The sequence below is a fragment of the Pseudomonas sp. 10C3 genome (genome assembly GCF_036346185.1).
GTDB lineage: Bacteria > Pseudomonadota > Gammaproteobacteria > Pseudomonadales > Pseudomonadaceae > Aquipseudomonas.
In genome coordinates this window covers 21498-47342 of sequence record NZ_JASJVE010000017.1, presented here as the reverse complement: position 1 = coordinate 47342, position 25845 = coordinate 21498, and the positions used below count along the sequence as shown (strand labels likewise).

Below are 25845 nucleotides of genomic sequence, written 5' to 3'. Positions count from 1 at the left end.
AAGGCTAGTAGATATCTTTGATAAGGAGAAACACCCCATGCGTAAATCTTTAGCCTGTGTCCTGATGCTTTCTGCCACTCTGGGTCTCGCCGCGTGCAATAAAGCCAGCGAGAACAAACAGCAAGATGCCAACAAAGCAGCGCAAGAATCCCAAGAGTCGATGAATAAGGCCCAAGACAAAGTCAACGACGCCGCCAAAGAAAGTCAGGACGCTGCCCAGAAGAATGCTGAAGCCGCTCAAGAGCGCGCCAAAGAAGCCAACGGCCAGGCCCCAGCACCAACCACTACCAAGTAAGCTGAGACGTTTTCAGGCCATGAAGCCCGCTCGTAGCGGGCTTCATTAGTCTCAGCGCAGCAACGGGCTGAGCATTAATCCCAACGAACACAACAGCCCGACAAACCAGGCCAGGCTGCGCACGGTTGGAATATCCGCCAGATACGCTCCCAGAAAAATCAAACGCGCAATCACGAAAACCACGGCGATCCCATCAATTAAAAAGCCTTGGGTCTGCGTGGTATGGGCGACAAACACCCCCGCCGAAAACAACACGAACGCTTCGAAACTGTTCTGATGCGCCGCCAATGCGCGGGCGCCATAACCGGTCAATTGCGCCTGCTGGGCACGCGGCAAATGGTTGTTGTAACCACCCTGCTCTTTCATCGCTTTGCCGACCGGAATCCGCGCCACATAAATCAACACCGCGCTGATAAACAAACACCAGAAAGGGATACTCATAACGCCGTCGTCTCCTTGATGGGCTCCGCAGTCGGAGCCTCCGTTTGGGTGTAGACCATCACTTGCAACACATCGGAATGAAACTCCCGCCGGTACAACACCAGCACCACCCCTGTGCTCATCAACATGAATAACCAGGGGCTGACAAACCAGGCGAGCATCGTCATGCCGAAATAGTAAGCGCGCAACCCGAAGTTGAACTGGTTGGCAGCCATGGAGATAACCCGGGCAGCGCGTAAGGCAAACGACTTGCGCTCCAACTCGCTGACATGACGCTCACCGACCATGGGCGCAGAGCCGATCAGCACCGCCGCGAAGTTGTACTGACGCATGCACCAACTGAATGTAAAAAAGGCGTAGACGAAGACGGATGCCAGGCACAACAGTTTGATTTCTGACATGCCCTGCGAAACCTGCTGGACCATGGGAATGTCCGCCAACAGCGATACTGCCCGCTCGGAAGCGCCCAACACAGTGAGAATGCCGGCAAGGATGATCAAGGTGCTCGACGCGAAAAAAGAGGCGTTACGTTCCAGATTACCGATCACGCTGGCATCGGCGATACGGTTGTCACGCAGCAGCATTCGGCGCATCCAGTCCTCCCGATAAAGGTGCAAAACGCTGGCCAGGCAAGCAGTGTCGGCGGCCTTCAGGCTGGCATAGCGGGTATAACCACCCCAGCAGATGATGAACCAGAGTGCTGCCATGAGATGAATTAGATTGGCTTGAATGAACGACATGCAGTATTCCGAAGCGCGTGGGCAGGATTGAGAACAGTAAAGAGCATTCTCTGTGCTTCGACGACACCCCATGGAAAAAGACACTGATCACGCGTGCAAAAAAAGCCCCGCACTATTAAATGCAGGGCTGTTTGAGTGTTGCAGCATGCGACAGGAAGAGCGCGATCCACCCGTGCAATGTTAGCGAGTGACTTCAGGCCAGCGCTTCGCGGCGCTTGCCCAGCAGCCGGTCGCAGATGACTGCACCGGCCAGCGTGATCACCGCTGGCACCAGCCACGCCAGGCCTTGCTCACTCAACGGCAAATGCGCCAGTCGAGTCGGCAGCCAATCGGCGAGACCCGCACCCTTGCAGGCGTCGATGATGCCAAACAACAACGACACCAACATCACTGGTGCGACGATGCGACTTTGTGAGTGCCAGAAGTCCTTGCAGAAGCTCAGCGCCACCAAGACGATGCACGGCGGGTAGATCGCTGTCAGCACCGGGATGGAGAATAGAATCAGCTTGGTCAGCCCCAGATTGGACACCAGCAACGAAAAACCAGCCAGCAGGATCACCAGCGCTTTGTAAGACAGCGGCAAGATTTTGCTGAAATATTCGGCGCAGGCGCAGGTCAGGCCGACAGCCGTCACCAGACAGGCCAACGAGATCAGCACCGCAAGAAATCCACTGCCCAGCGAACCGAAGGTATGTTGCACGTAGGCGTGCAGCACCACAGCACCGTTACTCGCCCCTGCCGCTATCGCATGGCTGCCTGCCCCCAAGCGAAACAGGCAGATATAGACCAGTGCCAGACCAAGGCCGGCGATCAGCCCGGCAATGATTGCGTAACGAGTGATCAGCTGTGGCGAATCAACGCCCCGCGAGCGGATAGCGTTGACGATCACAATGCCGAACACCAACGCCCCAAGGGTATCCATGGTCAGGTACCCATTGATAAAGCCTTGAAAGAACGGCGCAGCCACGTACGCTGGCTCGGCAACCCCGATGTCGCCAGCGGGCAAGGCAAATGCAGCAATCCCCAGTACGGCCAACGCGAAGATTTTTAGCGGGGCAAGGAAGCGACCCACGGTGTCGAGTAGACGACCCGGGTACAGCGACACCCAGAACACGACAAGGAAGTACACCAGGCTATACAGAAACAGCGCCAGCGGGCTGTCACCCGTCAATGGCGCCAGCCCCACTTCGAACGACACGGTGGCCGTGCGTGGGGTCGCGAACAGCGGCCCCACCGCGAGGTAGCAGACCGCCGCGAGAATGCCGCCAGCGACTTTACCAATCGGGCTGCTCAGCGCATCCATCGCGCCGCCGACCTTGGCCAGAGCGATGACCGTGACCACCGGAAGACCCACTGCGGTAACCAGGAAGCCCAGCGCCGCCATCCACACCTGCGGCCCGGCCTGCAAACCCACGATGGGAGGGAAGATGATATTGCCAGCCCCGACAAATAGGGCAAACGTCATAAAACCAAGTGCCAGAATGTCCTGGCCTTTCAACACTTTCATTACGGAAATACCACACTACTGAATCGGAATTTAGAGGGGATTTCCCGGAGGGTTAGGGAAATGATGCCGGTCCTTATAAGACAGGCACGTAAAGCGAAACGGCTCCTTATGGGACCCGGGTACGCAAAATGGCAAGTAGCCTAACGAATCAGGCCATGGAACGCACTATTGTAGGGCGTACTGTCTCATTAACGACTTACCATGTCGTATTTGTGACAGTGAGGACAGCGATCGCCTGTCAGTCGTTAAATGCCAGAAAGCACAAAGGCCACCCGAAGGTGGCCTTTGTTGATTGCGTTGTCAGGTCAGCAGAAGCTTACTTGATAGCCCAACCAGTCAGTTCAGCCAAAGCTTTACCGATGTCTGCCAGCGAACGCACGGTTTTTACACCCGCGTCTTGCAGCGCAGCGAATTTCTCGTCTGCAGTGCCTTTGCCGCCAGAGATGATTGCGCCAGCATGGCCCATGCGCTTGCCCGCAGGGGCAGTCACACCAGCGATGTAGGAAACAACCGGTTTGGTCACGTGTGCCTTGATGTAGGCAGCCGCTTCTTCTTCAGCCGAACCGCCGATTTCACCGATCATAACGATCGCTTCAGTCTTCGGGTCTGCCTGGAACAGCTTCAGGATGTCGATGAAGCTTGCGCCCGGGATCGGGTCACCGCCGATGCCCACGCAAGTGGACTGACCGAAACCGGCGTCTGTGGTCTGCTTCACAGCTTCGTAAGTCAGGGTGCCGGAACGCGACACGATACCGACTTTACCTGGCAAGTGAATGTGACCGGGCATGATGCCGATCTTGCATTCGCCTGGAGTGATCACGCCTGGGCAGTTAGGCCCGATCAGGACCACACCCAGTTCGTCGCACTTGACCTTGGCATCAAGCATGTCCAGGGTAGGGATGCCTTCAGTGATGCAGACGATCAGCTTGATACCGCTGAATGCTGCTTCAAGGATGGAATCCTTGCAGAACGGTGCTGGAACGTAGATCACGCTGGCGGTAGCGCCAGTGGCTTCTACTGCTTCACGCACAGTGTTGAACACTGGCAGGTCCAGGTGAACTGTACCGCCTTTGCCCGGTGTCACGCCGCCAACCATTTTGGTGCCGTAGGCAATGGCTTGCTCGGAGTGGAAAGTACCTTGTGCGCCAGTGAAACCCTGGCAGATGACTTTGGTGTCTTTATTGATCAGGACGCTCATTACTTGCCCTCCGCAGCTTTGACAACTTGTTGAGCAGCGTCGGTCAGGCTGGTAGCCGCGATGATGTTCAAACCGCTTTCTGCCAGTACTTTAGCGCCCAGTTCAGCGTTGTTACCTTCAAGGCGAACAACAACCGGGATTTTCACGCCAACTTCTTTCACTGCGCCGATGATGCCTTCGGCAATCATGTCGCAACGAACGATGCCGCCGAAGATGTTGACCAACACTGCAGCGACATTGCTGTCGGACAGAATGATCTTGAACGCTTCAGTTACGCGTTCTTTGGTAGCGCCACCGCCAACGTCGAGGAAGTTGGCTGGTTTGCCGCCATGCAGATTGACGATGTCCATGGTGCCCATGGCCAGGCCAGCACCGTTGACCATGCAACCGATGTTACCTTCCAGCGCCACGTAGTTCAGTTCGAACTTGGCAGCGTGAGCTTCGCGCGGATCATCTTGCGATGGATCGTGGAAAGCTTTCAGCTTTGGCTGGCGGTAAACAGCGTTAGGATCGATGTTGATCTTGGCATCGAGGCAATGCAGGTTGCCGTCAGCCTTGATAACCAGCGGGTTCACTTCCAGCAGAGCCAGGTCGTAGTCCTGGAACAGCTTGGCCAAGCCAACGAAGATGTTGGTGAACTGCTTGATCTGGTCGCCTTTAAGGCCCAGTTGGAAAGCCAGGTCACGGCCCTGGAAAGGCTGAGCGCCTACCAGCGGATCGATAGTGGCCTTAAGAATCTTCTCAGGGGTGTCGTTAGCGATTTTCTCGATGTCCACACCACCTTCGGTGGAAGCCATGAACACGATGCGACGGCTCGAACGATCCACTACAGCGCCCAGGTACAGCTCTTTGGCGATGTCGGTGCAGGTTTCAACCAGGATCTTGGTGACTGGCTGACCATTGGCATCAGTCTGATAAGTCACCAGACGCTTGCCCAACCACTGTTGAGCGAAAGCCTTGGCTTCTTCTTTGCTACGAACCAGCTTTACGCCACCCGCTTTACCGCGACCACCCGCGTGAACCTGGGCTTTGACGACCCATTCGGTCCCGCCAATTTTATCGCAAGCTTCTGCTGCTGCTTCCGGGGTGTCTACTGCGTAGCCTTTGGATACTGGCAGGCCGTATTCAGCGAAGAGCTGCTTACCCTGATATTCGTGAAGATTCATTCTTATTACCGTCTTCGTTAGTGCTGCGCATTCGGTGCTGCACTTCGAGAAGTGCCGCACCACCTGTGACCGCTACCTCGGATGACCTCAGGAATGTGCCGAAACAATGCTCTGTACGTTCCTGAAGGCGCCCATAAGCTTGAGTCCGGCGGACGTTCCGCGGTGAGACTTGCTAGCAAGGCTCACGACGGGCAGTCCGTCGTGGCTTCTTATTGTCTTAACGTTTCTTTTTATTCTGGATGTGGATGGCGCCACCATTCACTGCCAGTGCTGCTTCATGCAACGCTTCGGACAACGTCGGGTGAGAGAAAACCATCATCCCGATATCTTCAGCACTGCTGCCGAATTCCATAGCGATTGCGCCCTGCTGTACCAACTCTGCTGCGCCTGGACCAATAACGTGAACGCCCAATACGCGGTCAGTCCTGGCGTCGGCGATAACTTTTACAAAGCCGCCGGTATCGTTTGCAGCCATGGCACGGCCACTGGCAGCAAACGGAAAGGTGCCAACATTAACTTCAACGCCTTCAGCCTTCAAGGTTTGCTCGGTTTTACCGACCCATGCGATTTCCGGATGGGTGTAGATAACCGAAGGAATCAGGTCATAGTTGATCTGGGCTTTGTGGCCCTTGATACGCTCAACGACCATGATGCCCTCTTCCGAGGCCTTGTGCGCCAGCATCAGACCACGAACCACGTCACCAATGGCATACACGCCTGGAACGCTGGTAGCGCACTGATCATCAACGAAGATAAAGCCGCGTTCGTCGATGGTCACACCGCTGTCGGAAGCCAACAACTCAGTAGTCACCGGACGACGGCCAACAGCAACAATCAGCTTGTCGAAGGTAATGGTCTGTTCGCCAGTGGCGTCAGTGTAGGTCACCACAACTTCTTCGCCGCTGACCTTGGAACCGGTCACGCGTGCGCCAAGCTTGATGTCCAGACCTTGTTTGGTGAAGGTCTTCAAGGCTTCTTTGGAAACCTGCTCGTCAGCCGCTGGAATGAATTTTTCCAGAGCTTCGAGGACAGTGACTTGTGCACCCAGACGAGCCCAGACCGAACCCAGTTCAAGGCCGATCACGCCAGCGCCGATCACGCCCAGGCGTTTCGGAACTTGCTGGAATTCAAGGGCGCCGGTGGAGTCGACGATAATGTTGTTATCGACCGGTGCAGGAGGAATGTCGATTGGACGCGAGCCAGAAGCGAGGATCACGTTTTCGGCTTCGATCACTTCAACCGTGCCATCAGGGCGGGTCAGTTCGACTTTCTTGCCGGCCAGCAGCTTGCCGTGGCCCTGCAGGGAAATCACACCATTGGCTTTGAACAGGCTGGCTACGCCGCCAGTCAGGCCTTTAACGATGGCCGATTTACGACCAACCATGGCGGGTACATCCATGGTCACTTCGGACGTCGAGATACCGTGGACTTTGAAGCCGTTTTTAGCTTCGTAGAATTTCCAGGAGCTATCCAACAGCGCCTTGGAAGGAATGCAGCCAACGTTCAGACAAGTACCGCCAAGGGCCAGTTTGCCCTCCTTGTCCTGATATTTCTCGATGCAGGCAGTCTTGAGACCAAGTTGCGCTGCCTTGATAGCGGCAACATAGCCGCCAGGGCCAGCACCAATCACTACCAAATCGAATTTCTGGGTCATGAGTCATTCCTTTTTCAAATCAAACCGGACGGTCCCTTGTGAGGACCGTCGTGGGACGAAGCTGGTTCATTCAACAATCAGGCAGGACATCGCGATCAACCGCGACCCTGCCCGACAGACGAAATCAGATATCCAGCAGCAGACGAGCCGGGTCTTCCAGCAAGTCCTTGATGGTAACCAGGAAGGTAACTGCTTCTTTACCGTCGATCAAACGGTGGTCATACGAGAGTGCCAGATACATCATCGGCAGGATCACGACCTCACCCTTGACCGCCATTGGACGCTCCTGGATTTTGTGCATACCCAGAATAGCGGCTTGTGGCGGGTTGACGATCGGGGTCGACAGCAACGAACCGAAGGTACCACCGTTGGAGATGGTGAAGGTACCGCCAGTCATGTCGTCCATGGTCAGCTTGCCGTCTTTGGCTTTCTTGCCGAAGTTGGCAATGCCGCCTTCGATTTCAGCCAGGCTCATCAGTTCGGCGTTACGCAGCACCGGCACAACCAGACCACGGTCGCTGGACACGGCAACACCGACGTCGGAGTAGCCGTGGTAAACGATGTCAGTGCCGTCGATCGAGGCATTGACCGCAGGGTAGCGCTTCAGCGCTTCTGTGGCCGCTTTCACGAAGAACGACATGAAGCCCAGACGTACGCCGTTGTGCGACTTCTCGAACAGCTCCTTGTACTTCGAACGCAGGTCCATGACCGGCTTCATGTTGACTTCGTTGAACGTAGTCAGCATCGCCATGTTCGACTGAGCATCAACCAGACGCTCTGCAACCTTGGCACGCAGGCGGGTCATAGGAACGCGCTTCTCAACCCGATCACCGGCAGAGAACACTGGAGCAGCCGCAGCGACTTTGGCAGGCGCAGGGGCAGCGGCTGGAGCGGATTTCTTCGCTTCAATCGCAGCGACCACGTCTTCCTTGGTCACACGACCATCTTTACCCGTGCCTTTGACGTTGTTCAGGTTGATGCCGTTTTCTTCAGCCAGCTTGCGCGCAGCTGGAGCACCGATTGCATCTTCGTCGCCAGCAGCAGCGGCTGGAGCCGCCGCTGCTTGGGCTGTTGCAGCAGGAGCGGCAGCCACTGGAGCAGCAGAGGCAGTAGCGCCTGCATCCAGGGTTGCGATCAGTTCATTGGACAGGACAGTCTCGCCCTCGCCCTTCACGATCGATGCCAACACGCCGTCAGCTTCAGCCAACACTTCGAGAACAACTTTGTCAGTCTCGATGTCGACCAGCAGCTCGTCACGCTTTACCGCTTCGCCCGGCTGTTTATGCCATTTGGAAATGGTGCCATCGGCAACTGATTCCGGGAAAGAGGGGGCTTTGATCTCGATAGCCATTATCTGTAATTCCTTAAATTCGGTTTCTAATGCACGAAGGCGTTAAACAGTGAAGGCATCTTGCAGCAGTTTTGCCTGCTGCTCGGCGTGCATTGATGCATAACCACAAGCAGGAGCCGCAGAGGCGTCACGACCAGCGTACTCAAGGACCAATGCCTTGTTGTGACCGCTGATGATACGACGCATGTGATGCTGGCTGCAGTACCAGGCGCCCTGGTTCATTGGCTCTTCCTGACACCAGACGATGTGCTTGAGGTTTTTGTACGGGCCCAGGACTTCGATCAAGTCGTCTTCCGGGAACGGGTACAGCTGCTCAATACGTACGATGGCGATGTCATCACGACCTTCGGCACGGCGTTTTTCCAGGAGGTCGTAGTAGACCTTGCCGCTACACAGCACGAGGCGACCTACTTTTTCCGGATCCTGCACGTCGACTTCTGGAATAACAGTCTGGAACGAACCTTCAGCCAGATCTTCCAGGGTCGAAATTGCCAGTTTGTGGCGCAACAGGGACTTCGGCGTCAGCACAATCAGCGGTTTACGCAGCGGACGAATGACCTGACGACGCAACAAGTGGTAGATCTGAGCCGGGGTCGTCGGTACGCACACCTGAATATTGTGCTCGGCGCACAATTGCAGGTAACGCTCCAGACGCGCAGACGAGTGCTCTGGCCCCTGACCTTCATAACCGTGCGGCAGCAGCATGGTCAGACCGCACAGACGGCCCCACTTGTGCTCGCCACTGGTGATGAACTGGTCAATAACCACTTGGGCACCGTTGGCGAAGTCGCCGAACTGGGCTTCCCAGATAACCAGTGCATTAGGCTCGGTGGTCGAATAACCGTATTCGAACGCCAATACCGCTTCTTCCGACAGCAGGGAGTCGTACAGGTCGAAACGTGGCTGACCTTTGTACAGATTCTGCAGAGGAATGTAGGTAGCGCCATCTTTCTGGTTATGCAGCGTCGCATGGCGGTGCGAGAACGTACCACGGCCGATGTCCTGACCGGTCATGCGAATCGGATGACCTTCGAATGCCAGGGTCGCGTACGCCATGGTTTCGGCGTAACCCCAGTTGATCGGCAGGCCGCCAACTTGCATTTTCTGACGATCTTCGTAGATCTTCGACACCTGGCGCTGAACCACGAAGCCTTCTGGCAGCTCCATCAGTTTGGCGGACAGTTCTTGCAAGGTCTTCAAGTCGAAACGGGTGTCGTGACGAGCAGTCCAGGCATGGCCCAGATATGGACGCCAATCGACGAACAGTTCTTTGTTCGGCTCTTTGACCAGGCTTTTTACTACATGCAGACCGTCGTCCAGCGCATTGCGATAGTCGTCGATTTTTGCCTGCACGCGCGCGTCGTCGAGAATACCAGCCAGGGTCAGGCGCTCGGCATACAGCTCGCGAGTGGTGCGCTGTTTGGCAATCTGCTGGTACATCAACGGCTGGGTACCGCTTGGTTCGTCAGCTTCGTTGTGGCCACGACGACGGTAGCAGACCAGATCGATCACCACGTCACGCTTGAACTGCATGCGGTAGTCGATGGCCAACTGGGTCACAAACACGACGGCTTCAGGGTCATCACCATTCACATGGAGAATCGGCGCCTGAATCATCTTGGCAACGTCGGTTGCGTACTCAGTGGAGCGCGCGTCTTCCGGGTTGCTGATGGTGAAGCCAACCTGGTTGTTGATGACGATATGGACCGTGCCGCCCGTCTTGAAGCCGCGAGTCTGCGACATCTGGAAGGTTTCCAGGACCACGCCTTGACCTGCGAACGCAGCGTCACCGTGGATGGAAATTGGCAGAACCTTGTCACCGGTCGGATCGTTACGACGATCCTGACGTGCACGCACCGACCCTTCTACCACAGGAGAAACGATCTCCAGGTGAGACGGGTTGAATGCCATCGCCAAGTGGACTTCGCCACCGGCTGTCATCACGTTGGACGAAAAGCCCTGGTGATATTTAACGTCACCGGAACCGAGCTCGACCTTTTTCTTGCCTTCGAACTCGTCGAACAAATCGCGCGGGTTCTTGCCGAAGGTGTTGACCAGGACGTTCAGACGTCCCCGGTGGGCCATGCCGATCACGATTTCTTTGGTGCCGTAAGAGCCCGAACGCTGGATCAACTCATCCAGCATCGGGATCAGGCTTTCGCCGCCTTCCAGACCGAAACGCTTGGTGCCGGGGTATTTGGTACCCAGGTATTTTTCCAGGCCTTCAGCGGCAGTCACGCGCTCGAGCAAGTGGCTTTGGATGTCAGCGGAGAACGCTGGACGCCCGCGCACGCTTTCGAGGCGCTGCATAAACCAGTTACGCTGCTCGGAATCGACAATATGGGTAAATTCAGAGCCAATGGTGCGGCAATATGTCTGCTGCAACGCTTCGAGAATTTCGCGTAGGCTAGTTTCCTCTTTGCCGATGAACAAATCCCCGGCGCGGAAGGTTGTATCAAGATCAGCGTTCGTCAGACCGTAATGATTGATCGACAAGTCGGCTGGCGCAGGACGTTGCCACAATCCCAGCGGATCGAGTTGGGCGCCCTGATGGCCCCGCATCCGATAAGCCTGGATCAGTCGCAAAACTTCAACCTGCTTCTTCTCGTGTTCGCTGCTCACGCTACCGGCGGAAACCGGTTGGGCGCGGCGCTGGTTTTTGGCCAGCAACACAAAGTGATCGCGGATTGTCGAGTGCGAAACATCGGTGGCAGTGCTGCCGTCAGCTGGCAACTTCTGAAAGTAGGTGCGCCATTCTTCTGGCACAGCGTTAGGGTCGTGCAGGTAGAGCTCGTAGAGCTCTTCCACATAGGCAGCGTTACCACCGGAAAGGTGGGCACTGTTCCACATGCGCTGCATCACGCTTTCTTGCATGCTTGGTCACCCTCGGTAAGGGGACACCACCGGCGAAGACACCGCAGTAAACCTGACAAAGTCCATGTGAAACGACTCAGACAAGCCACCAAGGTTCACGCAGATAGTCCGGGTACCAGCCCGGATGCCCCTGCTGGTCTCATTTCTTCAAAGTAAGAGCCGCAGCTTTATGAGCTACTGCTCAGGTTAAAACTACGGCGCCGGTTGAAGCCTGCGCCGCAGCCAGTACAGGTACATCAGTTACGGGTGTTGCGGTGCTACGAGTACAACAGTCAAATCAGACGCCGCTTTGCAGCAGCATGCTGCGAACGTGACCGATAGCCTTGGTTGGGTTCAGGCCCTTCGGACACACGTTCACGCAGTTCATGATCCCGCGGCAGCGGAAAACGCTGAACGGGTCATCCAGCGAAGCCAGACGTTCCTGGGTATGAGTGTCACGGCTGTCAGCCAGGAAACGGTAGGCTTGCAGCAGTGCAGCTGGACCGAGAAACTTGTCAGGGTTCCACCAGAAGGACGGGCAGGAAGTCGAGCAGCAAGCGCACAGAATGCACTCGTACAAACCGTCCAGCTTCTCGCGTTCTTCTGGCGACTGCAGACGCTCGATGGCCGGAGCCGGCGTGTCGTTCAGCAGGTAAGGCTTCACCTTCTCGTACTGCTTATAGAAGATGCTCATATCGACGACCAGGTCACGAATAACCGGCAAACCAGGCAGTGGACGGACCACCAGCTTGTTGCCCTTGACCACGGCAGACAGCGGCGTGATACATGCCAGGCCGTTTTTACCGTTGATGTTCATGCCGTCTGAGCCACACACGCCTTCACGGCAAGAGCGACGATAGGAGAAACCCTCGTCCTGCTCTTTGATCAGGGCCAGCACGTCCAGAACCATCAAGTCTTTACCGTTGGTATTGACCTTGAATTCCTGCATGAACGGTGCAGCGTCCTGATCCGGGTTGTAGCGATAAACACTGACTTGCAACATATCGGCCACCCTTAATAAGTGCGGATCATGGGCTGGAAAGTCGGAACAGTCTTCGGCGAGAAGTTCACGGCACGCTTGGCTACGCGTTTTTCACCCGGGAAATACAGGGTGTGGCACAGCCAGTTCACGTCATCGCGATCTTCAAAGTCTTCACGGGCATGAGCGCCACGGGACTCTTTACGATTTTCTGCGGCAATCGCGGTAGCTTCGGCAACTTCCAGCAGGTTTTGCAGTTCCAGAGCTTCGATCCGAGCCGTGTTGAACGCTTGGCTCTTGTCGTTGATCTTGACGTTGGCGATGCGCTCGCGCAGGCCTGCCAACTGAGCAATACCCTTCTGCATGTATTCGCCAGTACGGAACACACCAAAGTAGTTCTGCATGCAGCTTTGCAATTCTTTACGCAGCGAAGCGACGTCTTCACCGGTGGTCCGCGCGTTCAAGCCAGCAAGGCGCTCGAGTGCGAAGTCAACATCGGTTTCAGTTGCGCGGCGGTATTCAACACCTTCACGCAGGCTTTGTTCCAGATGGATACCGGCTGCGCGGCCGAAGACCACCAGGTCGAGCAACGAGTTACCGCCCAGACGGTTAGCCCCGTGCACCGATACACAAGCCACTTCGCCGACAGCGAACAGACCTGGAATGATGGTGTCAACGCCAGCAGCGTTCTGGGTGATTGCCTGACCATGAATGTTGGTGGCAACACCACCCATCATGTAGTGGCATGTCGGAACCACAGGAACCGGATCGGTCACTGGATCGACGTGAGCGAATGTCTTGGACAATTCGCAGATACCTGGCAGACGGCTGTGCAACACTTCTTCGCCCAGGTGATCGAGCTTGAGCATTACGTGATCGCCATCTGGACCACAACCGTTACCGGCGATGATCTCTTTAACCATGGAGCGTGCTACCACGTCACGACCAGCAAGGTCTTTGGCGTTCGGAGCATAACGCTCCATGAAACGCTCGCCGTGCTTGTTGATCAGGTAACCACCTTCACCACGGCAACCTTCTGTAACCAGTACACCTGCGCCGGCGATGCCGGTTGGGTGGAACTGCCACATCTCGATATCCTGAACCGGCACGCCTGCACGCAGCGCCATGCCGATACCGTCACCGGTATTGATCAGTGCGTTGGTGGTCGACGAGTAGATGCGACCAGCGCCGCCAGTGGCCAGTACCGTCGCGTTTGCGCGGATGTACGAAGTTTCACCGGTTTCGATGCAGATCGCGATGATACCGACGAACACGCCGTCCTGGTTTTTCACCAGATCCACTGCATAGTATTCGTTGAGGAATACAGTGCCGGCTTTCAGGTTGGCTTGGTAAAGAGTGTGCAACAACGCGTGACCGGTACGGTCGGCAGCTGCGCAAGTACGTGCAGCCTGACCGCCCTTGCCAAAGTCTTTTGATTGACCGCCAAATGGACGCTGATAGATGCGGCCTTGCTCGGTACGGGAGAACGGCAGACCCATGTGCTCAAGTTCGAAGACCGCTTCAGGGCCTACGGAACACATGTATTCGATAGCGTCCTGGTCACCGATGTAATCGGAGCCCTTGACGGTATCGTACATGTGCCAGCGCCAGTCATCGTTTGGATCTGCGGAGGCGATGGCACAGGTAATGCCACCCTGAGCAGAAACGGTATGGGAACGAGTCGGGAATACCTTTGTAACTACAGCGGTCTTGTGACCGCCCTGGGCCAGCTGCAATGCTGCGCGCATGCCAGCGCCGCCGCCACCAATGATGATAGCGTCAAAAGAAAGCGTATTAATGTTAGCCATGAATCAGATACCCCAAAGAATCTGCACACCCCAGACGAAGTAAGCGAACATCGCGATGCCGCAGACAGCCTGGAAGAGGAAACGTACTGCAGTCGCGGACTTGCCCAGCGCCATCGGCGTCAGGTAATCGGTTGCGATGGTCCACATGCCAACCCAGGCGTGAGCGCCCAGAGCAACAAAGGCCAGCAGACTGAAGATACGCATCGCGTTGTTAGCGAACAGCGCGTGCCATTGGGCGTACCCCAGGCCAGGGTTCGCGATGAGGTACCCGATCAGGAATATGAAATAAGCCGCGAGCACGACCGCAGATACGCGCTGCGCCATCCAGTCATAGAGGCCCGAACGCGACAGGTTAGTGACGTTGGTTACCATATCCATACTCCCGCCAGAACGATCAGCACCGCGGAGACGGCGAGAACGATTTTCGAGCCCAGTTTGCCGCCTTCCAGCGTTTCACCGATGCCCATGTCCATGATCAAGTGGCGAATACCTGCCACCAAGTGATACAGCAAGGCGGACAGCAGGCCCCAAATTACTAGCTTGGCTAGCACACTGGTCAAACACGCCTTCACTTCCCCGAAACCTTCCTCAGAGCCCAGCGATTTGCCCAATGCATAAAGCATGATGGCAAGGCCGACAAAGAGGATGACACCGGAAATACGGTGAAGAATGGACGTGTAAGCAGTGACTGGGAGCTTGATGGTCCTTAGGTCGAGGTTTACAGGTCGTTGGCTATTCACGGCTTTTTTTCACACTTGAAGAGCCCCTAACAATCAGGGCAAAGTTGTTGGGAAGTGCACTGGTCAGGTACCCACCACCCAGGGAGTGACGACCCCTATGAAACAGGCCCTAAAGCCCCCGGCGGTCGGAGCCAGAGTATAGACAGTTAGGTCACTAATGACAACGCGCAGACTTCACGCTAATAGGCAATTGCGCCCGACTTATAAAAGGCGTAAACGGCTCGGATCTTCATGAAAAAACCTCGCCCAAAGCCCCCAGCAGCAAGACTTTAGGCAAATTGACTTTAAGATTTATCTCACTATAGTGGTGCGGGCCCTGCGTGGGGGGTCTGTCTGATGATTTGAAGCATATATAGGAGGCCACATGGCTGACAAAAAAGCGCAGTTGATCATCGAGGGCGCAGCCCCCGTCGAGCTGCCAATTCTGACCGGCACCGTGGGTCCCGATGTAATCGACGTTCGCGGTCTAACCGCCACCGGCCACTTCACATTCGACCCTGGTTTCATGTCGACCGCCTCTTGCGAGTCGAAGATTACCTATATCGACGGTGACAAAGGCATCCTGTTGCACCGCGGTTACCCGATCGAGCAGCTTGCTGCACAATCGGACTACTTGGAAACCTGCTACCTGTTGCTCAACGGCGAACTGCCAACGACTGAACAGAAAGCCCAATTCGTGATCACCGTGAAGAACCACACGATGGTGCACGAACAGTTGAAGACATTCTTCAACGGTTTCCGTCGCGACGCTCACCCAATGGCCGTTATGTGCGGCGTGGTGGGTGCCCTGTCGGCGTTCTATCACGACTCTCTGGACATCAATAACCCGCAGCATCGTGAAATCTCCGCGATCCGTCTGGTTGCCAAAATGCCTACTCTGGCAGCGATGGTGTACAAATATTCCATGGGGCAACCCATGATGTACCCGCGCAACGACCTGAACTACGCAGAAAACTTCCTGCACATGATGTTCAACACCCCCTGCGAGATCAAACCGATCAGCCCGGTGTTGGCCAAGGCAATGGATAAGATCTTTATCCTGCACGCCGATCACGAGCAGAACGCGTCGACCTCTACTGTGCGCATGGCTGGCTCCTCAGGGGCCAACCCGTTCGCCTGTATCGCTGCCGGCATCGCAGCCCTTTGGGGTCCGGCACACGGCGGCGCCAACGAAGCAGTATTGGCTATGCTCGATGAAATTGGCGATGTCTCGAACATCGACAAATTCATTGCCAAGGCCAAAGACAAGAACGATCCGTTCAAGTTGATGGGCTTCGGTCACCGGGTTTACAAAAACCGCGATCCGCGCGCCACCGTGATGAAGCAGACCTGCGACGAAGTACTCAGAGAGCTGGGCATCACCAACGATCCGCAGCTGGAACTGGCCATGCGTCTCGAAGAGATCGCCCTGACCGACCCGTACTTCATCGAACGCTCCCTGTACCCGAACGTAGACTTCTACTCGGGCATCATCCTGAAAGCTATCGGCATTCCCACCAGCATGTTCACCGTGATCTTCGCCTTGGCGCGGACTGTCGGCTGGATCTCGCACTGGAAAGAAATGCTCTCAAGCCCGTACAAGATTGGCCGTCCTCGCCAGCTGTACACCGGCTACGTGTCTCGCGACATCGTGCCGCTGGAAGATCGTAAGTAAGACTGCAAACCATTCTCGACCTCAACCATCGGGAATAAAAAAGGGCTGCCATTGGCAGCCCTTTTTTGTACCGCAGGGAAAGTTGCCCCCCCGACGATCAGAATCAATTACTTCTCTGCCTTCTCTTTCAACGCCTTCAAGGTATTGAAAGGAGCGTCCACCACAAACTTGTTGGCCAGCCAGGACGGCACGCTACCACCCGGCTCTGTATGAACCTGATACGTCACTTCAGTTTGATCGGCACCTTTGGGAACGAACTTCCAGAGACCTTCTACTTGCGCAACCCGCACAAAGCCTTTTTCCTCGGGGATATACGTTGGCACGCCCTTTAGCGTGCGCGTCAGGGTGCCATCAGCGCCCTGCTCGGAAGTCACCAGCAACACTGAGTCGCGCGGAGTCACAGGCCAAGGCGTATTGAACTGAGCGTAAGTCCACGTCCTGACGCCGTCAGACTTGAGCAACTTCTGCGACTTGCATTCATGAATCCAGGTACAAGCGCCCACAACATCTTCCTGCAGGCCGCGCAACTTGGCCACACTTGCCTTGATTATAGTGATACCGCGATAAGCCTTGTACTTGGAGCCCACCACATCGCTCAAGGAGATATTGATACCCCCCTCATCCTTCGCAACTTTCCAGTCTTCAGCCTGAGCGGCAGCAGCCATCAATACAGTCAAACCACACACAACAGCTATCCGATGCAGCGAACCCATTGTTTTATTCCTTGTTGTCGAAGTTCTGGTAAACCGGTTTGCGGGAAATCAGTTCTGCTTAAGTAAAGGCCATCAAGCCACTGCGGTCGCTTGCTCCCACCAGCCAATCAGACGAATAGCCTCCGCCTGGTTCGACCCGCAGACCTCCTCATCCGCCGAAAACGCACTGCACACCGCAGGCCGATCAGGCCTGCCGAACAAAGCACACAGCGATTCGACAGAAAGATGCAGGCAACGTTCTCCTGCGGCCTTGCCATTGGGCATGCCAGGAATAGGCGAACTGATGGAGGGTGCAATGCAGCAGGCCCCGCAATCTGGACGACAGTCCATAACGAATATCCTCGCGACCGGCAATGGTTAAAATCGAAGGATATTACCCGTTTAAACGCCCGTTTGAAATCAGTCTGACGGCAGACTGCTCTTTAGCGCTACTGCTTGAACTCGAAATCGAGGGCAGCACCTTCGACTTCCCGCCGATTTTCGTCGCGCATTTGCAGCTTCATTGCGTTATTCAGTAAGCGGCCGTTGAGCTGGAAAGGACCTTCCGGAGCCGTTTTTTTCTCGCCAAACATGGGTGGCAATAAAGACTTGTTAACGATGGGCGCCACCGTACCAACGGGTGCCATCTCCTTGACCATATCTGTCGGCAGACTCAAGTCCAGATTCGGCTGGGAGAGACGAGTTTGCCGCACCACTTCACTCGCAGGCTTGGTCTTGCTGGACATTGGTGCGCGAGGCTTGGCAGGGGGCGATTCGGATGTGGCTTTGCTGGAGACAGTCTTTTGTACTGACGCCCTGGCCGAGGAGGTCACCACTACCGGAACCACCGGAATGTTAGGTTTCAACTCATGGATATGCACCTGCGGTGCGATTGGCGCAGGCGGCACGACGACCGACTCCCCCACGGCGCCCACTGGTATACCTGACGCCGCCCCAGACACGACCTTGGGCACCGGCGCAGCAGGTTTTTCAGGACCACAGGCACTCGCCAGTACAATTAACAGCAACCCGATACAACGAAGAAAATTCATAGACATAAATGGCAGCAAGGCAGAGGGCCATATGCTGGCCTGTTGAAGGGTTCATGACAAGCCAGCAGATTCAAACCGGACGAGTAAAGAGGCGCCGAGCACAGTACTCACCCGCGGGGTAATACCTCAGTAAGCTTGCGCCGTTTCTTGACACAGTTGCTTGGCGAGCATGCCCAAGGTCATCAGTGCGCGCTCCGCTTCGCGGTTCCACGGGATACCACAGTTGAGTCGAATACAGTGATTGAACTGTTCTGTATTGCTAAAAATAAGCCCCGGCGCGATGCTGATTCCCTGCTCCAGGGCGCGCACATGCAACTCTTGAGTGTTAACCCGCCCAGGCAAGCTTACCCACAGAATAAATCCTCCCGTCGGCCGACTCATTTGAGTCCCTTCAGGGAAGTACTGTTGCACCGCCAACTGGAACGCGCTCAAATTTTTGCGGTACTCCAGGCGAATGAACCTTAAATGTCGGTCATAACCGCCATTTTCCAGGTAAGCAGCAACGCCCATTTGGGTGACGCTGCATGCCGAATGAGTGCTGAATGTCTGTAATCGCTGGATTTCTGCTTGATACTTTCCGGCAATCGTCCAGCCGATACGCACACCAGGCGCCAAGGTCTTGGAAAAACTCGAGCAATAAATCACCCTACCCAACCGATCAAAGGCCTTCAACGCTTTGGTTCGCCCGAGTTCAAACATCAACTCGCCATAAATGTCGTCTTCCACAATCTGAATATCAAAATCCGAGGCGAGTCGCAACAGATGCCTCTGTCGCTCTTCAGGCACGGTCCCTCCCAATGGATTACTCAGACGCGACGTCATCACCAACGCCTTGATCGACCACTGGTTGGCCGCCAACTGCAACGCTTCAAGGCTGATGCCGGTGGCAGGATCACTCGGAATCTCGATGACCTTGAGCCCCAGAAGGTCGGCCATTTGCAACAAACCATAATAGGTGGGCGACTCAGTCGCGATCAGATCACCGGGCCTGGTCAGTACCCGCAAGGACATTTGCAACGCATCGACACAACCGTGGGTAATCACCACCTCGGACGGATCGACCACCACCCCGGCATCGCGCATGCGAATGGCAACCTGACGGCGCAACGGCTCGAAACCGGGACTGAACATATAGCTAAAAGCGCGCGGACTCTGAAAACGCGTCACTTTTGCCAGTTGCTGATGCAACGCCCGCACTGGCAGATAGTCTACGTGAGGCACTGCAGCCCCTAACGGAAATACACCTTCACGGCGTGACTCGACTAAAACCTGCTGGATGATGCTACTGCGGGTGACCAGACCAGGACGCTCTACGCGAGCAATGTCCGGGGTGGGCGCAGTCAACGCCGGTGTCTGGTGCACGTAATAACCCGACTGCGGCCGCGCCCGGATCAAACCTTGATCTTCAAGGTTTGCATAGGCCTGCAACACTGTTGCATGACTCACATTGAGCTGCGAACTCATTTTGCGTACAGAGGGCACGCGCTCACCGGGCTGATAGACACCCCGGCGAATATCCTCAGCCAGCTGCTGAGCAATGCGTTGATAAAGTAGAAGATTGGTCATGACGCGGCCCTCGATGCTGCTGACAACTTATTTTTATAGAGTGTTCAAGACGGGTGACTACCGTAACAGTAGGGAAGTGTACGGGGACAGTTTCTAGAAATGATAGCCCTCCTCAGCAGTGATAAAACAATTCCATCGAAAAACCCCCTGTTCGCCCCCATTTTTCTCAAAAAAAACCCGGCACCTTGCGGTCACCGGGTTTCTTTAACGAGAACGCCTAGCGCGCTGCACCCAAATGGCCTTTGTCGTCGGAGAAAACGATTTCAACCCGACGATTCTGCGCCCTTCCACGCTCCGAGGCGTTCGCTTCGACAGGGAATTCATCCCCATAGCCTTCGACCTGAAGACGCTTCTCGTCAATACCCAGATCCATCAGCAAATCAGCCACCGACTGCGCCCGATCCCTGGAAAGCTCAAGGTTTTCCTGCTTGCCGCCTGTGCTGTCGGTATAGCCTTCGATCCGCACGACGCGCTTGGGATTAAGCTGGAGAAATTGCACCAACTTGAGCACCGTGCGATTGGCCGAACTTTTTAGCTCAGCGTTCCCCGTATCAAATAGTACGTCGCCCAGGGTCATGACCAGACCGCGATCAGTCTGGATGGTGGCCAGAGCAACCATCTGCTCCTCCAGCCATTTGCCTTGCTGCTGCACACTGGACAATTTGGCTTCACGCAACGCGAGTTGCAGGCGCTGACGGTCTAGCTCCGACTTGGCCAACTGTTCCTGATTGAGCATCAGGTTAGTATGCTCGCGAGCAATTTCGCTGTAGCGGCCGCTAAGGTAAGCGTAATGGCTGACGTCTGCGCCACTGCCCCAATAGCCGGACAAACGCTCGGCACGCCCTAACAATTCGCCGGCACGAATAACATCTTTGGGGGCGCCGCGCAGAACGTTGGTATCTTCTCTGACTTTCTGGAAGTCGGCACTGGCTTGCTGCACTGCCCGCTCGCTGTTCTGGTGCCCTGCACAACCATAAAGGCCAGCCGAACCCAGCAGCATGACTGCACTGATGATACGAGGGATACGATTCACTGAGCGACTCACTGAACGTCTCCCACTTGCTTACGCAGACGATTGAGGCGAGTGTTCAGCTGCATTATTTGCTCCTGACTCTTCTGGGTCAGGACGCGTGCTTCGGCGAGCCGCGCATCGAGTTCCGACTGCTCGGCCTGCATGCGAGCCTCTTTGAATGATTGGTTGGCCATGTCGGCGCGAGCCTGAATCAGCTTCGACTGGGCCAGTGTCAGCTCTGGGATTTCTTCGGTGGCACCCACCGCCTTGGCTTGATCCACTGCTTGCTCGGTCAGTCGTAACTGTTCGATCGGTGCCGGATCGTTGGCACAGCCGACCAGAGCAGCAAAGGCTGTGGCGGCGAATAAAGCTCGAATACTCACGAAAACATTCCTACTTGTTTGGGGCGGTGGCTGGCAGCAGCAACTGCGCTTTCCAGAGTTCCAGATTGCGTTTCACCGCCTCGCCTGACAGGCCGGAGGCGGCCGATTCTGTCATCTTTTTGGCCAGCTGTCCGCGTAACCAAGGATCATTGCAGGCTGAATTGAATGACAACGCCAAGTACAGCCCCTGCTTATCCAGTGGCAAAGGCTGCGCAACCAGGTCCGCAGACACCCCCAATGCCTGGGCCATCGCCAGACCGGCGTAACGGCCCGCCAGTACATATTCAACCTGCCCCAGAATCAATTTTTGAAACGCCTGAGTCAGATTCTCGGTGCGTTCAAGTCTCAGATGCTCACTGACTAGCGCCTCAAAGGGTTGTGTGAAGCGAATTTTGTTCGATACCGCGCCTGGGTGATCGCGCAGATCGGCAAGCACATTGAAGGGCTGCGCATGATCATGTCGAGTCCAGACAACGATTTCGTTCTGGGTGATCGAAGGATGAATGTAATCAAGCGATTCAAGTTCCGACGTCTTCAACGGCGCGTCGGCCAACAGGTCCATACGCCCACTGCGCACTTCTTCCAACGCCTGACTGCGCTTACCTGCATACAGCAGCTCTACTTTCAGGCCCAACTCTTCAGCTGCTTGTTTGAGCAGGTCGGCATTGGCGCCCATCAGGTGCTTCGGGTCTTGGGGGTCACGCCATAAATAAGGCGGCGCATCAGGGCTGCCTGTCACGATCAGACGCTCACATTTGCCCGCGGCGAAACTCAGTGATGGCAACATGAACACGCCTAAAAGAAGCGATGGCAATAGCAGCCGAGGCCTGCTCATAGGTCAATCCTTAATCGAATCCAATAAAAAACCCGCTCATCGAAGGCCGTGGGAATCTGCGGCGTAGCGCAATTTCACACAGCCCGAAATGAACGGGTTCTCTTTATAAGTGAAGAGCCTGGATTAAACCAGCTTCTCAAACTCAGGAACGGCTTCGAACAAATCAGCCACCAGGCCGTAATCAGCCACCTGGAAGATCGGCGCTTCTTCATCCTTGTTGATCGCAACGATCACTTTGGAATCTTTCATACCGGCCAAATGCTGGATCGCGCCGGAAATACCGACCGCAATGTACAGTTGTGGCGCAACGATTTTGCCGGTCTGACCGACCTGCATGTCGTTGGGTACGAAACCTGCGTCGACTGCGGCGCGCGAAGCACCCACAGCAGCGCCCAGCTTGTCGGCCAAGGCGTACAGGTGTTTGAAGTTCTCGCCGTTCTGCATGCCACGACCGCCGGAAACGACGATTTTGGCAGCCGTCAGTTCTGGACGATCGGACTTGGCCAGTTCTTCGCTAACGAAGGTGGACTTGCCAGCATCGTGAGCAGCCGAGACCGCTTCAACAGAAGCCGAACCGCCTTCAGCCGCCACCGGATCAAAACCGGTGGCACGCACGGTGATCACTTTGACCGCAGCCGAAGACTGCACTGTCGCAATGGCGTTACCGGCATAGATCGGACGCTTGAAGGTGTCAGCGCTTTCAACGGCGATGATCTCGGAGATCTGGTCAACGTCCAGCTGCGCAGCAACACGCGGCAGGATGTTTTTGCCGTTGGACGTAGCAGCAGCCAGGATGTGGCTGTAAGCCTTGCCCAGCTCGGCAACCAGCGGCGCGACGTTTTCCGGCAACTGATGAGCGTAAGCCGCATTATCAGCGACCAGTACCTTCGAAACACCGGCGATTTTCGCTGCTGCTTCGGCGACTGCACCGACGTTGGCACCGGCCACCAGTACGTGAATATCACCACCGATTTTTACAGCGGCAGCCACGGTGTTCAGGGTTGCCGGGGCAACGACACCATTTTCATGTTCAGCAATAACCAAGATAGTCATTTAGATTACCTTCGCTTCGTTTTTCAGTTTCTCGACCAGTTCAGCCACCGACTTGACCTTGATGCCTGCGCTGCGGGTAGCCGGCGCTTCAACTTTCAGGGTTTTGGTCGTGGAGGCGGTAGAAACGCCCAAAGCGTCCGGAGTCAGCACTTCAAGAGGCTTCTTCTTGGCTTTCATGATGTTTGGCAAGGAGGCGTAACGTGGCTCGTTCAGACGCAGGTCTGTGGTCACGATCGCGGGCAGGCTCAGGGACACCGTCTGCAGGCCGGCGTCGACTTCACGCGTGACGCTGACTTTGTCGCCAGACACTTCGACTTTAGAGGCGAAGGTGCCCTGAGCGTAGCCGCTCAGTGCAGCCAGCATCTGGCCGGTCTGGTTGTTGTCGCTGTCGATGGCCTGTTTACCCAGGATCACCAGCTGCGGTTGTTCTTTGTCGACCACAGCCTTGAGCAACTTGGCCACGGCCAGGGAGTTCAGTTCGTCGGCGCACTCAACGAGGATGGCGCGATCAGCACCCAGAGCCAATGCGGTACGCAGTTGCTCCTGAGCGGTGGTCGGACCAATGGAAACGACGACGATCTCGGTCGCAACGCCTTTTTCTTTCAGGCGGACGGCTTCTTCTACAGCGATTTCGCAGAAGGGGTTCATCGACATTTTGACGTTAGCGAGATCGACGCCGGAGTTGTCCGCTTTGACGCGAACCTTGACGTTGTAGTCGACCACTCGTTTGACAGCTACAAGAACCTTCATGGATTCCTCGTTACTCTCCGGTGAAAAGAAAATCGCCCGGGCGGACCTGGCGATTGATACGCGTCGGTAAAAAGGACACCTCTAAAAACAACTGCACCGCGCTCCAACGCTTTTTAGAGGTGCCCTTTGAAACCAGCGGTCAGCCTACGGCGAGCGCAAAACCGCCCGTATCTTGACCGGAACGTCTTTTCTGGTCAATACGCTAAAACGGTCAGATATGAGCAGCGCGTCTTTGATTTATCTGGCCTGCAGCAAATTCAAACAAACGTTTGTATTGGACCTGAGCGATGGTCCAGATATAATGCGTGCCTTTGCGGCGCGCAGGTCGGTCAATGTTACTCGCGACCCGCGCTAGTTGCTTCATATAAAAAAAACTGTTGAGCCCTGAGTAGGAGATAGCCTGTGGAACGCGAATACATGGAATTCGACGTCGTCATCGTCGGCGCAGGCCCCGCGGGTCTTTCCGCCGCTTGCCGACTGAAGCAGAAGGCCGCCGAAGCCGGAAAGGAAATCAGCGTCTGCGTGGTGGAAAAAGGCTCTGAAGTGGGCGCGCACATTTTATCCGGTGCCGTGTTCGAACCTCGCGCCCTGAACGAATTGTTTCCGAACTGGAAAGAGCTCGGCGCGCCTCTGAACACCCCGGTCAAGCGCGACGATATCTTTGTACTCAAAAGTGCCGACAGCGCAACTAAAGTACCCAACCTCTTTGTGCCTAAAACCATGCACAACGAAGGTAACTACATCATTTCCCTGGGCAATCTGTGCCGCTGGCTGGCTCAGCAGGCTGAAAACCTGGGTGTCGAAATCTACCCGGGCTTTGCCGCCCAGGAAGCACTGTTCGACGAGAACGGCGTGGTACGCGGGATCGTTACCGGCGATCTGGGCGTTGACCGTGAAGGCCATCCTAAAGAGGGTTACTTCACCCCTGGCATGGAACTGCGCGGCAAGTACACGCTGTTCGCCGAAGGTTGCCGTGGCCACATCGGTAAACAATTGCTCAAGCGCTTCAACCTCGATACCGAAGCCGATGCGCAGCATTACGGTATTGGCCTCAAAGAAATCTGGGAAGTCGACCCGGCCAAGCACGAGCAAGGCCTGGTGGTCCACACCGCTGGCTGGCCATTGGACGTAATGGGCACCGAGAACACTGGCGGCTCTTTCCTTTATCACCTGGAAAACAATCAGGTGGTGGTCGGCCTGATCGTTGATCTGTCCTACTCCAATGCCTTTCTGTCACCGTTTGATGAATTCCAGCGCCTCAAGCACCACCCGGTGATCAAACAGTACCTCGAAGGCGGCAAGCGCATCAGCTACGGCGCGCGCGCCATCTGCAAGGGCGGCTTGAATTCGCTGCCGAAAATGGTCTTCCCGGGCGGCGCGCTGATCGGCTGCGACCTCGGCACCCTGAACTTCGCCAAGATCAAGGGCAGCCACACCGCCATGAAATCCGGCATGCTCGCGGCTGATTCGGTGGCTGATGCCCTCTTCGCTGGCAAGGAAGGCGGCGACGAACTGAACACCTACGTTGAGGCCTTCAAAGCCAGCTGGCTCTACGATGAACTGTTCGCCAGCCGTAACTTCGGCCCGGCGCTGCACAAGTTCGGTCCGATCCTCGGCGGTGCGTTCAACTTCATCGATCAGAACTTCTTCGGCGGCAAGATCCCGTTCACCCTGCACGACACCAAGCCGGATTATGCGTGCATGAAGCTCGCGGCCGACTCGAAAAAGATCGATTACCCACGCCCCGATGGCAAGCTCAGCTTCGACAAGCTCAGCTCGGTATTTCTCTCCAACACCAACCATGAAGAGGAACAACCCTGCCACCTGAAGCTGGCCGATCCAAGCATCCCGATTGGCACCAACTTGCCGCTGTACGACGAACCGGCGCAGCGCTACTGCCCTGCCGGCGTGTATGAAGTGGTGACGAAGGAAGACGGCGAGAAGCGCTTCCAGATCAACGCGCAGAACTGCGTGCACTGCAAAACCTGCGACATCAAAGACCCTTCCCAGAACATTACCTGGGTAGCGCCTGAAGGCAGTGGCGGTCCGACTTACCCGAACATGTAAGGCTGATCAAACATCAAGGCTCCTTCGGGAGCCTTTTTGTTGAGTCCGA

General features: G+C 55.8%; 24 protein-coding genes. 3 read left to right on the top strand and 21 right to left on the bottom strand.

Annotated elements, in window-relative coordinates:
• Window positions 1-37 precede the first annotated feature (37 nt).
• Entirely contained in the window at window positions 38-295 is a 258-nt protein-coding gene (locus QN399_RS17520) for a hypothetical protein (protein ID WP_322179538.1), read from the top strand.
• A gap of 51 nt (window positions 296-346) precedes the next feature.
• Here the strand turns inward: QN399_RS17520 and QN399_RS17515 are convergent, their stop codons facing one another.
• The 12 genes from QN399_RS17515 to sdhC all read right to left on the bottom strand — a co-directional run bounded on the left by QN399_RS17515 (window position 347) and on the right by sdhC (window position 14732).
• Window positions 347-736, bottom strand: a complete 390-nt coding sequence (locus QN399_RS17515) for an MAPEG family protein (RefSeq protein WP_322179539.1) — start codon at window positions 734-736, stop codon at window positions 347-349.
• Window positions 733-1476, bottom strand: a complete 744-nt coding sequence (locus QN399_RS17510; RefSeq protein ID WP_322179540.1) for a DUF599 family protein — start codon at window positions 1474-1476, stop codon at window positions 733-735. Before QN399_RS17510 ends, QN399_RS17515 begins: the two co-directional genes overlap by 4 nt.
• Before the next feature lie 193 nt (window positions 1477-1669).
• Window positions 1670-2983, bottom strand: a complete 1314-nt coding sequence (brnQ, locus tag QN399_RS17505) for a branched-chain amino acid transport system II carrier protein (RefSeq protein WP_330201316.1) — start codon at window positions 2981-2983, stop codon at window positions 1670-1672.
• 316 nt (window positions 2984-3299) lie between these two features.
• Window positions 3300-4181, bottom strand: coding sequence for a succinate--CoA ligase subunit alpha (gene sucD / locus QN399_RS17500; protein ID WP_322179542.1), 882 nt, complete (start codon window positions 4179-4181; stop codon window positions 3300-3302).
• The gene (gene sucC, locus QN399_RS17495) at window positions 4181-5347 is read right to left on the bottom strand and encodes an ADP-forming succinate--CoA ligase subunit beta (RefSeq protein ID WP_322179543.1); all 1167 of its coding nucleotides are present in this window, start codon (window positions 5345-5347) and stop codon (window positions 4181-4183) included. Before sucC ends, sucD begins: the two co-directional genes overlap by 1 nt.
• A 217-nt stretch (window positions 5348-5564) precedes the next feature.
• Complete coding sequence (gene lpdA, locus QN399_RS17490) at window positions 5565-7001, bottom strand: dihydrolipoyl dehydrogenase (RefSeq protein WP_322179544.1); 1437 nt, start codon at window positions 6999-7001, stop codon at window positions 5565-5567.
• Window positions 7002-7125: 124 nt separating this feature from the next.
• Entirely contained in the window at window positions 7126-8352 is a 1227-nt protein-coding gene (gene odhB, locus QN399_RS17485) for a 2-oxoglutarate dehydrogenase complex dihydrolipoyllysine-residue succinyltransferase (protein ID WP_330201315.1), read from the bottom strand.
• A 42-nt stretch (window positions 8353-8394) separates the two neighbouring features.
• Entirely contained in the window at window positions 8395-11226 is a 2832-nt protein-coding gene (locus QN399_RS17480) for a 2-oxoglutarate dehydrogenase E1 component (protein WP_322179546.1), read from the bottom strand.
• A gap of 277 nt (window positions 11227-11503) precedes the next feature.
• Window positions 11504-12208: a succinate dehydrogenase iron-sulfur subunit gene (locus QN399_RS17475; protein WP_219060805.1), complete on the bottom strand. Its 705-nt coding sequence runs from the start codon at window positions 12206-12208 to the stop codon at window positions 11504-11506.
• Between the two features lie 11 nt (window positions 12209-12219).
• Window positions 12220-13992 (bottom strand): succinate dehydrogenase flavoprotein subunit, encoded by a 1773-nt coding sequence (sdhA, locus tag QN399_RS17470; protein ID WP_219060804.1) that lies wholly within the window; start codon window positions 13990-13992, stop codon window positions 12220-12222.
• 3 nt (window positions 13993-13995) lie between these two features.
• Window positions 13996-14364 carry a succinate dehydrogenase, hydrophobic membrane anchor protein gene (gene sdhD, locus QN399_RS17465; protein ID WP_219060803.1) on the bottom strand — a complete coding sequence of 123 codons (369 nt, stop codon included), beginning with the start codon at window positions 14362-14364 and terminating at the stop codon, window positions 13996-13998.
• A complete protein-coding gene (gene sdhC, locus QN399_RS17460) occupies window positions 14358-14732 on the bottom strand; it encodes a succinate dehydrogenase, cytochrome b556 subunit (RefSeq protein WP_322179547.1) in 375 nt (124 codons plus the stop codon). Before sdhC ends, sdhD begins: the two co-directional genes overlap by 7 nt.
• Before the next feature lie 364 nt (window positions 14733-15096).
• On the opposite strand from sdhC, the gene gltA reads away from it, so the two are divergent.
• Window positions 15097-16386 (top strand): citrate synthase, encoded by a 1290-nt coding sequence (gene gltA / locus QN399_RS17455; protein ID WP_322179548.1) that lies wholly within the window; start codon window positions 15097-15099, stop codon window positions 16384-16386.
• 107 nt (window positions 16387-16493) lie between these two features.
• On the opposite strand, the gene QN399_RS17450 is transcribed toward gltA, so the two are convergent.
• From QN399_RS17450 to QN399_RS17410, 9 genes are all read right to left on the bottom strand, one after another.
• Window positions 16494-17099: an START domain-containing protein gene (locus tag QN399_RS17450; RefSeq protein ID WP_330201314.1), complete on the bottom strand. Its 606-nt coding sequence runs from the start codon at window positions 17097-17099 to the stop codon at window positions 16494-16496.
• A gap of 72 nt (window positions 17100-17171) precedes the next feature.
• Window positions 17172-17429, bottom strand: a complete 258-nt coding sequence (locus tag QN399_RS17445; protein WP_322179550.1) for a YkgJ family cysteine cluster protein — start codon at window positions 17427-17429, stop codon at window positions 17172-17174.
• A gap of 98 nt (window positions 17430-17527) precedes the next feature.
• Complete coding sequence (locus tag QN399_RS17440; protein ID WP_323567051.1) at window positions 17528-17986, bottom strand: translation initiation factor 2; 459 nt, start codon at window positions 17984-17986, stop codon at window positions 17528-17530.
• A gap of 270 nt (window positions 17987-18256) precedes the next feature.
• A complete protein-coding gene (locus QN399_RS17435) occupies window positions 18257-19696 on the bottom strand; it encodes a PLP-dependent aminotransferase family protein (protein WP_322179552.1) in 1440 nt (479 codons plus the stop codon).
• 217 nt (window positions 19697-19913) lie between these two features.
• Window positions 19914-20729 carry an OmpA family protein gene (locus QN399_RS17430; protein ID WP_322179553.1) on the bottom strand — a complete coding sequence of 272 codons (816 nt, stop codon included), beginning with the start codon at window positions 20727-20729 and terminating at the stop codon, window positions 19914-19916.
• Between the two features lie 8 nt (window positions 20730-20737).
• Window positions 20738-21091, bottom strand: a complete 354-nt coding sequence (locus QN399_RS17425; protein WP_322215865.1) for a DUF4398 domain-containing protein — start codon at window positions 21089-21091, stop codon at window positions 20738-20740.
• A gap of 10 nt (window positions 21092-21101) precedes the next feature.
• A complete protein-coding gene (locus tag QN399_RS17420) occupies window positions 21102-21926 on the bottom strand; it encodes a transporter substrate-binding domain-containing protein (protein WP_322179555.1) in 825 nt (274 codons plus the stop codon).
• Window positions 21927-22049: 123 nt separating this feature from the next.
• Window positions 22050-22979, bottom strand: a complete 930-nt coding sequence (locus QN399_RS17415) for an FAD-binding protein (RefSeq protein WP_322179556.1) — start codon at window positions 22977-22979, stop codon at window positions 22050-22052.
• Window positions 22980-23729 carry an electron transfer flavoprotein subunit beta/FixA family protein gene (locus tag QN399_RS17410; RefSeq protein WP_219060792.1) on the bottom strand — a complete coding sequence of 250 codons (750 nt, stop codon included), beginning with the start codon at window positions 23727-23729 and terminating at the stop codon, window positions 22980-22982. It lies immediately after the preceding gene.
• 402 nt (window positions 23730-24131) lie between these two features.
• Between QN399_RS17410 and QN399_RS17405 the strand changes: the two genes are divergently transcribed.
• Entirely contained in the window at window positions 24132-25796 is a 1665-nt protein-coding gene (locus tag QN399_RS17405; protein ID WP_322179557.1) for an electron transfer flavoprotein-ubiquinone oxidoreductase, read from the top strand.
• Window positions 25797-25845: the final 49 nt, after the last annotated feature.